The sequence below is a fragment of the Chryseobacterium edaphi genome, from assembly GCF_025628985.1.
GTDB lineage: Bacteria > Bacteroidota > Bacteroidia > Flavobacteriales > Weeksellaceae > Chryseobacterium > Chryseobacterium edaphi.
Window position 1 is genome coordinate 1,690,768 of sequence record NZ_JAOTEM010000001.1, and the last position, 13,844, is coordinate 1,704,611.

Genomic DNA, 13,844 nt, shown 5'->3' on the forward strand with positions numbered 1-13,844 from the left:
AATTTATTTTAATTTGTATTTTATTTAAGTGAAATAAAATTAAGAAAATAAGCGAAATAAAACCAAAAAAAATTACCATAAAGTCCGTTTAAATTTGAATAAATGTTCTAAAATGATTATTCATTTTTTGACGCAAAGATTTAATTTAAAGACTTAATTATTCAAGTGAGCCAAGAAGAATCAACAAGTTGATTTGATAAAGCTGTGTTTTCAAGCTTTGTGAAGCAAATTTTATTTGCCTTTGCTTTCTAAAAATGAAATGTAAAGTTGAATTAAATCTTTGCGTTTAAAAATTAATAGGATCATAAAATTTAAATATTAAATCTAAACAGACTTTTAGAAAACAAAAAAACCACAGAAAAATCTGTGGTTAATATTATTTAAAATTGATTATTTCAAATTAAATGTGAATCACTTCACCATATGCAGCTGCAGCAGCTTCCATAATTGCTTCAGAAACCGTTGGATGCGGGTGAATAGATTTGATAATTTCGTGACCTGTAGTTTCAAGTTTTCTTGCAACAACAGCTTCAGCAACCATATCAGTTACTCCTTCACCAATCATGTGGCAACCTAACCATTCGCCATACTTAGCATCAAAAATTACTTTGATGAAACCATCTGTATTTCCGTTTGCAGTGGCTTTTCCACTTGCGGAAAGAGGGAATTTACCTACTTTAATTTCGTAACCTTTTTCTTTAGCCTGCTTTTCTGTAAGACCAACAGAAGCTACTTCCGGGTGACAATAAGTACATCCAGGAATATTGCCATAGTCAATTTTCTCAACGTGCATTCCCTTGATTTTTTCTACACAAGTGATTCCTTCAGCAGAAGCAACGTGCGCCAAAGCCTGAGTCGGAATAATATCTCCTATTGCGTAATAACCTGGAACTGACGTTTCGTACCATTCGTTTACCAAAACTCTACCCTTATCTGTCTGGATTCCCACTTCTTCAAGACCGATATTCTCGATGTTTGCAGCAATTCCAACAGCAGATAATAAGATATCAGCTTCAAGAGTGATATTTCCTTTTTCTGTTTTTACAGTCGCTTTCACACCGTTTCCGCTTGTGTCTACGCTTTCAACAGATGCGTTGGTCATAATTTCGATCCCTGTCTTTTTCAAAGATTTCTCTAAGTGTTTTGAGATTTCTTCATCTTCCACAGGAACGATGTTTGGCAAGAATTCAACAACGGTTACTTTCGTCCCCATTGTGTTATAAAAATCAGCAAACTCAACACCGATAGCTCCAGAACCTACAACGATCATAGATTTTGGCTGCTCAGGAAGAGACAATGCCTGTCTGTATCCGATTACTTTTTTACCGTCTTGAGGCAAGTTTGGCAATTCTCTAGAACGTGCTCCGGTAGCCAAAATAATGTTGGTTCCGGTATATTCAGTTACTTTTCCGTCTTTATCAGTCACAGAAACTTTTTTACCTTTCTGTACTTTTGCAGTACCAAGAATTACGTCGATTTTGTTCTTTTTCATCAAGAACTCGATTCCTTTGCTCATTTTAGAGGCAACACCACGGCTTCTCTGGATTACATTCGGAAACTCAAAACTCGCTTCCACTTTATTTAAACCATAATCTTCAGCGTGATTGATGTAATGAAAAACCTGAGCCGACTTCAATAAAGCTTTTGTAGGAATACATCCCCAGTTAAGGCAGATTCCTCCTAAATTTTCTTTCTCGATAATTGCAGTTTTAAAACCCAACTGTGCTGCTCTGATTGCTGTAACATATCCACCAGGACCACTACCGATGACAATAATATCGTAATTCATTAGATTAAAATTTTTATGCGAATTTAAGGAAAAATATTGGATTTGTATGTCTAAACAGATGGATATGACCATGCTTTGGAAAAAGTCATATGATTTTTATTATAAAGCAAAAAAGAGAATACTTTCGCATTCTCTCTTTTATATTTATAATTCGTTTAAATTATTAATCCCGAAGATTATCTTGCAGCTCTCAGCAGTTTTTTTTCATTCTGATATCTCAGATTCAAAGCTCTTAACTGCTCATTTTTCATTTTCTTAGTAGCCACCGGATGATTCATAATCATTTTCTTTTCTGTTCGGTATCGTTTATCCAGTTCACTCGCTTTACTGTTTGTCAATTGAGTTTTTGATGGATGTGGCGGTGCAGGCGGTCTCGGCGGACGTTTCTGACCATAAGCATTGAACGATAATCCTACTAAAAGAATGGTTGATATCAATAACTTTTTCATGACGTTTAACTTTTATAATTGAAATTGTACAATTTCAATGGGTTATAAGCTAAATATTACATATTTCATACCACAAAATTTGATGTAAATTTCTGAATGAAATTGGTATTAACACAAAATTTTACTTTTTAGAATGTGCCACTCTCCACACAATTCCGCTGACATCATCAGCAACCAGAAGAGATCCGTCGGCAATTTGTAAAACACCTACAGGTCTTCCGTACACGTCACCTTTCTCTTCATTCGCTATAAATCCGGTTAAAAATGGCTGATAAGGTCCTGAAGCTTTCCCGTTGGCAAAAGGCACAAAAGCTACCTGATAACCCACTAAAGATGAGCGGTTCCACGATCCGTGCTGTCCGATAAAAGCGCCGTTTTTATATTTTTCAGGAAACTGATTTCCTGTGTAGAAAGTTAGTCCTAAAGATGCAGTGTGCGACCCTAACGGAACATCCGGAACAATGGTTTTTGCAACCAAATCAGGCTTCTCTCCTTTTCTTCTCGGATCTTCATTTTTTCCGAAGTAAGCATATGGCCAGCCGTAAAACTGATCTCTTTTCACACTGGTCAGATAATCCGGAACGAGCTCGTCACCCAATTCATCTCTTTCATTTACAACGGTCCAAAGCTCTCCGGTGGAAGGATTCCAGCTCATTCCGACAGGATTCCGAAGTCCGGCTCCGTAGATTTTTTCTCCGCTTCCATCAGGATTGACTTCCAAAATATTGGCTCTTCTCACTTCATATTCCATTCCGTTTTCACCGACGTTACTTCCGGAACCAACGGAAATATAGATTTTAGACTGATCTTTATTGGCAATTAAATTTCTCGTCCAGTGATTGTTGTAACCTCCAGCAGGTAAATCAACGATTTTCTTTCCTGCCTGGGTAATTTTCGTATCACCTTCTTTATATGGATAAACCCAAAGTCCATCGGTGTTGGCAACATAAAATTTATCTTTAATAATCAGCATTCCGTAAGGCTGATTCAGATTATCCAGAAAAACAGAAGAAGATTCTGCAACTCCGTCTTTGTTGGCATCTCTGTATAAAATGATACGGTTGGCTGATTTTCCTCCGACTTCAGCATCGCTTTTCCCGCTGATGTCATTTTTAATTTTTTCGGTTTTTGTTCTTTCAGAATTGGAAAGGACGACAAAAATATCGCCGTTTGCAGCCTGAATCATGTTTCTCGGACTTTTGATATTTTCGGCAAAACGGGTCACTGTAAATCCTTCAGGAGCTGTCGGAGCCTTTCCTGCAGGCCATCCGATGACGTTACTGAATTTATTTTTGGCACCTTTCTCATCGGGTGCGGGAAGTTTTAAAGTATCTGTTTTGGTAACGACTTCGGTTTCTGAAGTATTCTGATTTTTACTTTCTTTACAGCTGAAAAACAGCACTGCGACTGCCGGTAGAAGATATTTTTTCATAAATAATGATGTGATGTGTTAAAATATTTGTCTCAAAAATTGCAAAAACCGTTCCCGAAAAAGAAAACGGTTGCACAATAATGGATTAGATCTTATATAATTTTTTATTTAACGCAAAGTCAGACAAAGAATTTTAAATAGAGGCCGCTGTTAAGATATACAACGGCGTAAACTTAGTCAGGAAATACTATTTTTTTTATCATTACAGCTAATCATCAGATTTAATCCAAAACATTATTCGACCTCAATATTCTGCTTAAGAGGAAGATTTTTTGATGAATTTCCGACCATAATTCTGTATATTCCTTTTTCCACAATCCAGTTCATTTTTTCATCTAAAAACTGCAATTCTTTTACCGGAATTTCAATTGAAATTTCTTTGGATTCACCGGATTTCAGATACACTTTGTGAAAACCCTTTAATTCCAAAACCGGCCTTGAAACAGACGCCAACAAATCTTTTATATAAAGCTGAACCACCTCACTTCCTGCTTTTGAACCTGTGTTTTTAACTTTGACCTTTGCAATGACCGTCTCATTTTCTTTAAATTTTAATTTATTTAAATGCAAATCAGAAATTTCAAAAGTGGTATAACTTAAACCGAAACCAAACGGATACAACGGCTCCCCGCTCAAATCGTGGTAATCATTTCCCCGACCGGTCGGATGATGATTGTACGTCAGAGGCAACTGACCTTCCTCTATCGGAAACGTAATCGGTAATTTTCCTGAAGGATTTTCTGCTCCGAAAAGCACTTTTGCCACAGCATTTCCGCCTTCTTCACCGGGATACCAGACATCCAGAATGGCTCCTACTTTATCCTTCCAATCTGTAGTTTTTATAGCAGAACCGCCCACCAAAACTACGGTTGTCGGTTTATTTAATCTGGAAACTTCATTAATGAATTCTTCCTGATTTCCGGGCAGACTGATTGATGAGCGATCCTGAAATTCACCTTCGTGAATTCCGGCTGTTACAATGATGTAATCTGAATTTTGAGCAAGTTTTAAAGCCTCATCAAAATCTTTTTGGTAATTGTTTAAACCATAATTCCAGACCAATTCGATGTTCGCTTCACCTCTATTTTCATGGAACTCAATGGTGATATCATATTTCTGACCTTTAGTCAAATCAATATCAACTGTTTTGGTTGAATAACTCAGTTTTTCCCAATGGTCGATAACCAGTTTTCCATTTATATACAATCTGAAACCATCATTTCCACGTAATCCAAGCTTATATTTTCCTGATTCCGGCGCTTCGAGTTTTCCTGTCCAGCGAATGCTGTAACTGTCTGGCTGCAGCTTTTCCGGATTTGGAGAATATAAAGTCCATTTGAAATTGATCTGTTCATCCTGCTTTTCAAATGCATGATTTCCTTTTAAATCAGGATTGGAAAAGTAAAAACCTTTCAAACCTTTTTGATTTTCTGAAGATAAAAATTCAGCAGGAACGGTTGCAAAATTCTTTATATTCCAGTCAATTCCTTTTGAATAAGTGATCTCAATATTTTTATTTTTGACGAAATTTTTAATTCCTTCCAAAATACTCACCTTTTTATTTCCGGGTCCGGAATAACCGCCCAGTCTTGCATCCACAGCATCAGTTCCGACAATTAAAATCTTTTTTATCTTTTCTGAAATTGGAAGCGTCTGATGATTATTCTGAAGCAAAACAAAAGATTCGACCGCTGTTTTTTCCGCCAGAGGTTTGTTATTGATATTCTTTAATTCATCAATATCTTTTTTAGAAACATAAGGATTTTCAAAAAGACCGAGCTCAAACTTTGCTCTTAAAACTCTCGCCACTGCATCATCAATTCTTTCCTTTGAAATTCTACCATCCAAAAACGGCGGCATAAAAAGTTTATAATGCTGATATTCTGTCTGGAAAATCACGTCAAGTCCTGCATTGATCGCCTGTGCAGAAGCATCGTCGTAATCTTTTGCCGTAAAGTGCAGAACGTTGGCACCACCCACCGCACTGGCGTCGCTGATGACAAATCCTTTAAAATCCCATTCTTTCTTTAATTTTTCAGTCAGCAACCAGTGATTGGCCGTTGAAGGTCTACCATCCAACAGATTATAGGAAGTCATCACCGAACGGCTTTTTCCCTGTTGAAAGGCTTTCTGAAACGGAACCAAATGAGTTTCCTCCAAATATCTTTTGCTCCAGTGAATCGGATAGGAATCTCTTCCGCCCTCACCCACATTCGCTAAAAAATGTTTCGGAGTGGTAATAATTCCCTGCTTTTCAAATGAACTGACGAAATTAACGCCCATCAGGGAAGTTAAAAACGGATCTTCTCCGTACGTTTCCTCTGTCCTTCCCCATCGTATATCATTCGCAAGATTCACCACGGGAGTCAGGATCTGACGGATTCCCCTCAGTTTTGATTCTTTTGCAATCGCGCTCGAAACCTCTTTCATCAACTCAGGATTGAAGGTCGCGGACAAGCCGATTGCCTGCGGAAAAGCAGTCGCTCCTTCCCGCATCAGTCCGTGCAAGGCCTCATCAAAAGGGATAATTGGAATTCCCAATCGAGATTCTTCCACAAAATATTTTTGAATGGCGTTGATCTTTTTTGCCAGTCTTTCCGCATCTTCATTGGCATTGTATTTCAACAACTGTCCGGCAACTCCACCGCCCTGATTTCCTGCACTCACCTGCAATCCGAAAATTCCGTGGGAATACTGACCTTTCGGAACGTTGTCCAGATCACCGGGAATCATGAAGCACTGCCAGAATTTTTCTTCGGGCGTCATGCGTTTCAGCAAATCCTGAACTCTTGTTTGTATCGGTTGTTTTGAATCTTTGTACAGCGGTTTTTGAGCTGATATGAAAACAGCACTCAACAATGAAATTCCAATTAATTTTAATTTAAACTTCATTATTGCGTTATTTGAATTACACTTGCATAGTTCAATTTTTTACGGTCTTCAGGCAATTGAATTTCAATTATATTACCGGATTTTTTCCATTGAATTTTATTGGATAGTCCTAAAACTTTTAATGATTTTGGTTTAAAATTTTCAGGAATTGTAAAGTTTAACGTTGATGGAGACTCATAGGTTGATTGATCATTTAAGTGGAAAACATTCAGCGTTTTACCGTCTTTGCTTTGGGTATAATAAAAATTACCATCGTGGTATGGTGCCACTGCTCTCGTTGCAAAAACCGCCGATTGGTTTTGATCCATCCAACCTGAAATTTCTTTTAATCTTTCATAAACCACCGCATCGTAATCGCCATTCGGTCCGGGAGCGATGTTCATCAGATAATTTCCGCCCCGGGAAATGATTTTCACCAAAGTTTCAATAATTTTTTGAGACGATTTGTAATTGTCATTCGGAACGTAGGAAAAAGAATCACCCATCGTGATGCAGCTTTCCCACGGAATTGAAAGTGCTTTTTCAGGAACAGCCTGCTCAGGAGTTACGTAATTTTCCCACTTTCCGGGAACCGTGCGGTCTACGACGATAATTCCGGGTTGATTTTTTCGCGCCATCGTTCCGATTTTGTCCATGTCAATGTCCTGTTCGACCTTGATGGTTCTTTGCCATTCCACATTTTGGTCGATGGTGTGAAACGGACGAACCCAGCCTCCATCGAGCCAGAGAATATCTATTTTACCGTAATTGGAAGTGATTTCGTTGAGTTGGTTGAAAGTGAAATTTTTAAAACTGTTCCATCTTTCAGGATATTTTTTCGGATCATAATTTACATTCCGGTCTTTCGGTGGAAAATACGGCCACCAGTAATCATCAGAATGCCAATCGGGTTTTGAAAAATAAGCTCCGATTTTAAAGCCATCTTTTCTGAATGTACTGAAAATTTCCTCCGTCACATCCGCCTTGGGATTTTTGGAAAAAGGAGTGTTTGAAGAAGTTATTTTGTAATCAGATTCTTTGGTATCAAACATCGCAAAACCATCGTGGTGCTTGGTCGTAAAAACTACATATTTCATTCCCGCCTTTTTCGCCGCATCTGCCCATTTTTGTGGGTTAAACTGAGTCGGATTAAATGTTTTCTGCAGGTTTTCATAATTTTCTACGTATTCGTTGTACGATTTTCCATGTTCAGGTTTTCTTTGTGTCCACGATTCGTCTTCCGGACAAAGACTCCAGCTTTCTACAATTCCCCATTGGCTGTAGGTTCCCCAGTGCATGAAGAGCCCGAATTTTAAATCCTGCCAGTTTTCAAGATTCTGAATAACAAGCGGATCTGTAGGTTTTTGGTAGCCTTCTGAAACATTGTGTGCCTGTGAAAAAAAAATGGATGAAAGTAATAAGGATGAGAGAAAGAGCGTTTTCGTTTTTGGCTTGGTGAACATGAAGTTTAGTTTTTGCTAAATTAAACTTTAACCATAAATTCTACCACAAAAGGGACAAAAGTTTTTTATACATGAGTAACATGAGTTTTAAGTTTAATGGATTGAGGATATTTAGAACACATAAGATTAAAAATCGAAAATTCTCTTTTGGGAGCAGAAAACTGCTTATAATCGAATGGATTTTAGGTATGATTACAAAAATTATTGTTGAAAATAAAATTGTTATTTGTGAGGGGGCACGAAGTTTTTGACACATCATTCACATGAGTTTATGATTAAAAATTGTGAAATTATTAGAGGGCGTCAATCTGAAATTTGAGATTTCCAAGTGCGTCAATTTATACTAAGAACTACCACTTCGTACTTGGCTCTTTTTATTTTATAACTGGCTCTTGTTTTTTTAAACTAAATATTTCTTCGTTCTCACTTCAATTTCAGAACCTTCGGCAAGCATTACCGATAAGGGTTCCTGATGATTTAAGCACTCAAAATCTTTACCGTAAATTTTATTAAAACAAATTTCGAGCTGATGATTTTTCACTTTGTACCAATCCCATTTCGGATGGCAAACCTCATATTCTGAAGTTTTGTTTGATCTTTTGGTAAAACCGTAATAATGCTCCGTAATAAATTCAAACTCCGAATCGTTTTCCATAGGAAGTGCATTGTTGTCAGCGGTTATTTCTATAGAATGCCAATTTTTGTCTTTCCAGGAATATTTGATCATGAAATCGTTCTCGTTATGCTGCATGTGATTTTTCATACGCATAGTTTGATAATTTTCTTTGTAAACTGAGTTTGCTACAAAACTTAAAGCCGGTTTCGGAACAATTTCTTTGATGAAAACCACTCCTCTTTTCCATTCATTTCCTTCTTTTTTCTTTACGTAAAATCTAAGATTTACTTCCTCAAAATTTCTGTGAAAAGGAATCGGAAGTCCCAATAATTTGGTATTTAAAAACATAAAACCTACAAGACTTACATAACATTTGCCTTTGTAAAAATCAAGTTCAGTACCTTTTGGAAGATATTTCATTAAAATTTCTGGATCGATTTCGTAATTGATAATTGCTAATTTTCGCCATTCGGCTTTCAGGAAATTCATAATTTTTGTTTTTGAATTGTTTAAGATGAAATAATTTGTGATTGGTTAAATATTTAATTTTCAAACCGATAATTCGGCTGTTTTTTTGATCATTTTATTTCTTTCAAGAAGAAAATTCGTCATATAATTTTTTAGAAAAAATGTATTGAAAAGTTTCCCAATAATTCCGAATGGAGATTCAAATTCAAAAATATCGATCATCACCGTACTTTCACCTTCTTGAGAAAAAAGATGCTGATGTTTTAATGACTTGAACGTTCCTTTCAACATGATATCTGTAAATTGATATGGCTTTTTCATCTCAATAATTTTTGAAGTGTGAGTTTGATAAAACCCCAAATGCTTTGCTCTCCAGGTGACCGTTTCGCCATCTTCAATCAATCCCGAAATTCTTCCCTCAATAGCTTTTTCACCCGTTTTAAAAGTAGATTTTTGGTGGAGATCGATGTCTCTTGCCAAATCGAAAACTTTGTAAATATCAGCTTTGATGATTGTTTTTAAATGAATGACAGACATGATCAGAAAGTTTGCTTTTTATGTAATTCGGGTAAAACTTTATCAATTCTCTCAGCTAATTCAGGCAATTTAATTGTTGGAACTGCCGGAAAAAGATGATGTTCCATGTGATAAAACATGCTGAAAGTTAGTTTGTTTTTCCAAAATCCACGTTGGGTTCTTGCGATTTCCGGATGATTGTGAGTGTCGTGATGAACTGTCCAGACTGCGAAAAATGCCATTAAAAGTTCTCCAAAAAACATAATGGAAATATGATAAATCAAAAAATTAATTTTAAAATAAAACGCGATGAAAACAAAAACTGAGATTGAAATTAGTTCTAAAAACATATTTTGTTTACACTTTCTATTTGCTAATTTAAATGTCATCCAATGAATTAAAAACAGATGCTTTGGCCCGTAGAAAATGGCTTGATACCATTTCATTGAGGCTGATTTTCCTTCATAATCTTCTTCAGAAAGACAAAATTTGTGATGTCTGATGTGATTGAATTTCACAGCGTGAACGGAAGCAATCATTGAAATACTGTTCATCGAAAGCCATGTAAGAAATTTTCCTGTACCTAAAGAATTATGAAAACCGTTGTGAACTTGTCTGAGCGCTGTCAGAAAGTAAAATCCGGAAAACGGAAGCGCCGCAAAATAATATCCTTTGAAAGCCAAAAACAAAGAGATTAGAAGCCAGGGAACACTTATGTTATTTTCAATCAACATTTCTTTTAGAGAAAGTTTTTTGAGATCTTTCCATTCTACTTTTTTGATTAAATCTGTATGGTTCATTTTTCTTTAGTTTTAATTATTTTTGAGAAATTTCATCTTGTTTTTCAATCTTCTTTTCTGAATCTGACCAACTGATGTATAAAGATTGAAAAATTAGAAATGGTGTAAGAAATATCCATGTTAGAGCCAACATTCCTGAAAAATTTTCAAAATCACTCCAATCAAAAACAAAAGCCAATCTCCAACTAAGAAAACCTACCACCACGAAAATTGACAGAAACATATATAATTTCCTAGAATCATCATTGATAAAATCATCGTTGAAGAATTTAATAATGTTTAAAGTGTACTGTACGATCGCCAAAACAAAAAATTCAACAATCATAATCTGAGAAAAAATGCCATTTTCGGAATAAAAGCTCTTTACAAAAGTGACAACAAATATTAAAACGGTTACGATTTGAATTTTAAATTCATGTTTTAAAAGTGTTTTCATTATAATCAATTTTAAAAAGTTATTCTTTTTGTTTTTCCCCCGAAATAAAAAATCAAGATTAAATGAATGATTAAGTTTTTCATAATTATAATATTTTCAGTAATTATTGAAAGTTGGTTTGAAATAAAAAAGGATTTTGAAGTCCTTTCTATTTTAGTAAATTGGTGATCTTTCCGACCAGCCAATGATCGTCACTTTTAATCGCAAGATCCATAATATTGTTGATTTTGCTTGTGACATTGCTAAAATCATCCATCAATTTGATAAATTCTTTTGCTTCGTCAGAATTGTTGTCTTCAATGTTTTTTAATTCCTCTAAAAATGCAACAACAGGCTCTATTTCTCTCTTTCTACGCTCTTTTGTGATCTGTTTAAACAAAAACCAAACGTCTTTTTCTGCAATGAAATATTCTTTTCGGTCACCTTTGATAAACTCTTTTTTTACAATTCCCCAATCCATCAGAGCACGAAGATTCATATTGGCGTTTCCTCTCGATATCTCCAACAATTCCATCACCTCATCAGTTGAAAGTGGTTTTCCGTTTGCCAAAAGCAAGGCATGAACCTGCGCCATTGTGCGGTTGATTCCCCAACTCGTGGCAAATGTTCCCCAAGTCTGAATGTATTTTTCTTTGGCTTCTGAAAGTTTCATTTCTTTTAAGTTTGTTAGTTTTGCAGTTGATCAGTTACTGTGTTACTTAGTTGTGTAGTTTTTCAGTTTGAATGAGAACTGTATAATTGAACAACTAAAAACTTCTTTAACTGTTACAAAGATAATCATAGTTTTTGAATTTTCAATAATATTTGAAAGTTTATTTTAATAAATAACAGACATCCTTTTGAATGTCTGTTTGAAATCTATTTTTGAATTGCTTTATAGCTTTCGACCAATCTGATAAATTCTGATCTATACCCTTCATCATCTTTGTTTTTTCCTTCTTTTGCCAGATTTTCAATTTTATCTAAATCTTTTAGCTTAATCAATTTTGAATCTCTCAAAACCAAGCCAAACCAAGCGACTGACGAAGCAAACTTATAATCCGGACTTGATTGATTTAAGGGTTCTTCAGAATTCTTCACGACTTTTGTGATCTCTGTACTTTTATCTCCGTCCGGTTTTTTGTATCGGAACTTGATCGTTGCCAACTCATCTCCAAAGTTTTGAGAAGCCGTAGTAGCAGAATATTTCAGTTTACTTTCTTTCGGAGCAAATGTTGAGTTTACATTTACCGGAATGATTTCGTACAAAGCAGTCACAGTATGACCGCTTCCCAATTCTCCTGCGTCAATTTTATCATCAGTAAAATCTTCGTTTCTTAGTTTTCTGTTCTCGTAACCGATTAATCTGTACGATTTAACAAATTTCGGGTTAAATTCAATCTGGATTTTCACATCTTTCGCAATTGTGTACATACTTCCGGCGAATTCTCGTCCTAAAAACTTATTTGCTTCCTGTAAATTATCAATATATGCGTAATTTCCGTTTCCTTTATCAGCTAAAGTTTCGAGTCTGTTGTCTTTATAATTTCCCATTCCGTAACCTAAACACGTAAGGAAAATTCCTGTTTTTCTCTTTTCTTCTATCAAGGTTTCAAGGTCTTTTTCAGATGAAATTCCAACATTAAAATCTCCGTCAGTCGCCAAAACTACACGATTATTTCCGCCTTTGATAAAACTTTCTTTTGCTAATTTGTAAGCCAACTCGATTCCTTCTCCTCCGGCAGTGCTTCCTCCTGCCTGAAGTTGGTCTAAGGCTTTTAAAATTGTTACTTTTTCCGCTGCAGAAGTCGGCTCCAAAACCGTTCCTGCACTTCCCGCATAAACAACAATTCCTACTTTGTCTTGTGGTCTTAACTGATCCAGTAAAATTTTAAATGAAGATTTTAAAAGCGGAAGTTTATTTTCATTGCTCATCGATCCAGAAACATCGATCAGAAAAATTATATTGGAATTGGGAAGATTTTCTATCGCCACATTTTTTCCCTGAAGACCTATTTTTAAAAGTTTATGATCAGCATTCCACGGAGAATCGCTGTATTCTGTATTGATTGAAAAAGGATGCTTGTTTTCCGGTTGAGGATAATCATATTTAAAATAATTCATCATTTCTTCAACTCTTACGGCGTCTTTGTCGACAACACTTCCATAATTGATCATTCTTCGGATATTTGAGTATGAAGCATTATCAACATCAATCGCAAATGTAGAAACAGACTGATTTTTTGTCAGTTCAAAAGGATTTTCAACTAATGAATTGTATTCTTCATCTGTGTTACTGATGGGTTGTACTCCTTTCTTTCCTTTTATGGTTGTAATTTTTTTACTGTAAACTTTTTTATCTGTAGCAGATTTAGTCTGTTTTACTGGTTTTGACGGAACAATGCGTTGTTGCTTTTTTTGTGAGCGAGTAATTGAACTACTCTCCAATGAATATTCGATTTCTTCTGCAACCACACTTTTCGGTTTTGGACAACCATTATATTCAGGTAATCCTGGAACTGTAGGACAAGCATCACCTTTATCTAATATTCCGTCTCCATCTGTATCCGGCCATGGACAACCATTGTTTTCGGCAGGACCGGCGATTGTAGGACATGCATCATCTTTATCAATCACGCCATCTCCGTCAGTTTCCGGCCACGGACAACCATTATTTTCAACTGGTCCTGCAACATCTTTGCAGGAATCGTCTTTATCGGGAACGCCGTCATTGTCTGAATCCGGCCATGGACAGCCTTTATTTTCAAGTGATCCTGCAATTTCAGGGCATTTATCATGATTATTTTTCAGACCGTCCTGATCTTTATCTTTTTTAATGCTTAATTTTTGAGATTCCGATGTAGAATCGGTAACATTTTTGGTCTTGCAACTTCCTAACAATGCTAAAGCCAATGTTGTAATACATAATTTTTTCATACTCATTAATTTTTTTAAAAAAACATTTAACAAATTCACACTAATGTATAGATGCAAAAATTTAAAAAGGTTTCAGTGAAAAATCTAT

The 13,844-nt window shown here is 35.7% G+C and carries 11 protein-coding genes; all 11 read right to left on the reverse strand.

The window, feature by feature from the left end; all coding sequences use genetic code 11:
* Positions 1–400: 400 nt before the first annotated feature.
* The 11 genes from lpdA to NZ698_RS08000 all read right to left on the reverse strand — a co-directional run bounded on the left by lpdA (position 401) and on the right by NZ698_RS08000 (position 13,756).
* The gene (gene lpdA / locus NZ698_RS07950; RefSeq protein ID WP_056082259.1) at positions 401–1,789 is read right to left on the reverse strand and encodes a dihydrolipoyl dehydrogenase; all 1,389 of its coding nucleotides are present in this window, start codon (positions 1,787–1,789) and stop codon (positions 401–403) included.
* A gap of 176 nt (positions 1,790–1,965) precedes the next feature.
* The gene (locus NZ698_RS07955) at positions 1,966–2,238 is read right to left on the reverse strand and encodes a hypothetical protein (protein WP_263002541.1); all 273 of its coding nucleotides are present in this window, start codon (positions 2,236–2,238) and stop codon (positions 1,966–1,968) included.
* Between the two features lie 121 nt (positions 2,239–2,359).
* Complete coding sequence (locus NZ698_RS07960; protein WP_263002542.1) at positions 2,360–3,670, reverse strand: PQQ-dependent sugar dehydrogenase; 1,311 nt, start codon at positions 3,668–3,670, stop codon at positions 2,360–2,362.
* Positions 3,671–3,904: 234 nt separating this feature from the next.
* On the reverse strand, positions 3,905–6,562 hold the full coding sequence (locus NZ698_RS07965; RefSeq protein ID WP_263002543.1) for a beta-glucosidase: 2,658 nt from the start codon (positions 6,560–6,562) through the stop codon (positions 3,905–3,907).
* Positions 6,562–8,004: an alpha-L-fucosidase gene (locus tag NZ698_RS07970; protein WP_263002544.1), complete on the reverse strand. Its 1,443-nt coding sequence runs from the start codon at positions 8,002–8,004 to the stop codon at positions 6,562–6,564. The genes NZ698_RS07965 and NZ698_RS07970 overlap by 1 nt, the downstream gene beginning before the upstream one ends.
* Positions 8,005–8,404: 400 nt before the next feature.
* Entirely contained in the window at positions 8,405–9,109 is a 705-nt protein-coding gene (locus NZ698_RS07975) for a YqjF family protein (RefSeq protein ID WP_263002545.1), read from the reverse strand.
* Between the two features lie 60 nt (positions 9,110–9,169).
* Entirely contained in the window at positions 9,170–9,625 is a 456-nt protein-coding gene (locus NZ698_RS07980; RefSeq protein WP_263002546.1) for an SRPBCC family protein, read from the reverse strand.
* 2 nt (positions 9,626–9,627) lie between these two features.
* A complete protein-coding gene (locus tag NZ698_RS07985) occupies positions 9,628–10,404 on the reverse strand; it encodes a fatty acid desaturase (RefSeq protein WP_263002547.1) in 777 nt (258 codons plus the stop codon).
* 16 nt (positions 10,405–10,420) lie between these two features.
* Entirely contained in the window at positions 10,421–10,840 is a 420-nt protein-coding gene (locus NZ698_RS07990; protein ID WP_263002548.1) for a hypothetical protein, read from the reverse strand.
* A gap of 148 nt (positions 10,841–10,988) precedes the next feature.
* Complete coding sequence (locus tag NZ698_RS07995) at positions 10,989–11,492, reverse strand: GbsR/MarR family transcriptional regulator (protein ID WP_263002549.1); 504 nt, start codon at positions 11,490–11,492, stop codon at positions 10,989–10,991.
* A 206-nt stretch (positions 11,493–11,698) separates the two neighbouring features.
* Positions 11,699–13,756, reverse strand: a complete 2,058-nt coding sequence (locus NZ698_RS08000) for a vWA domain-containing protein (RefSeq protein ID WP_263002550.1) — start codon at positions 13,754–13,756, stop codon at positions 11,699–11,701.
* Positions 13,757–13,844 lie beyond the last annotated feature (88 nt).

Coding starts and splice junctions, on each gene's coding strand:
- lpdA (WP_056082259.1), bottom strand. CDS start 1,789: ATGAATTACGATATTATTGTCATCGGTAGTGGTCCTGGTGGATATGTT.
- NZ698_RS07955 (WP_263002541.1), bottom strand. CDS start 2,238: ATGAAAAAGTTATTGATATCAACCATTCTTTTAGTAGGATTATCGTTC.
- NZ698_RS07960 (WP_263002542.1), bottom strand. CDS start 3,670: ATGAAAAAATATCTTCTACCGGCAGTCGCAGTGCTGTTTTTCAGCTGT.
- NZ698_RS07965 (WP_263002543.1), bottom strand. CDS start 6,562: ATGAAGTTTAAATTAAAATTAATTGGAATTTCATTGTTGAGTGCTGTT.
- NZ698_RS07970 (WP_263002544.1), bottom strand. CDS start 8,004: ATGTTCACCAAGCCAAAAACGAAAACGCTCTTTCTCTCATCCTTATTA.
- NZ698_RS07975 (WP_263002545.1), bottom strand. CDS start 9,109: ATGAATTTCCTGAAAGCCGAATGGCGAAAATTAGCAATTATCAATTAC.
- NZ698_RS07980 (WP_263002546.1), bottom strand. CDS start 9,625: ATGTCTGTCATTCATTTAAAAACAATCATCAAAGCTGATATTTACAAA.
- NZ698_RS07985 (WP_263002547.1), bottom strand. CDS start 10,404: ATGAACCATACAGATTTAATCAAAAAAGTAGAATGGAAAGATCTCAAA.
- NZ698_RS07990 (WP_263002548.1), bottom strand. CDS start 10,840: ATGAAAACACTTTTAAAACATGAATTTAAAATTCAAATCGTAACCGTT.
- NZ698_RS07995 (WP_263002549.1), bottom strand. CDS start 11,492: ATGAAACTTTCAGAAGCCAAAGAAAAATACATTCAGACTTGGGGAACA.
- NZ698_RS08000 (WP_263002550.1), bottom strand. CDS start 13,756: ATGAAAAAATTATGTATTACAACATTGGCTTTAGCATTGTTAGGAAGT.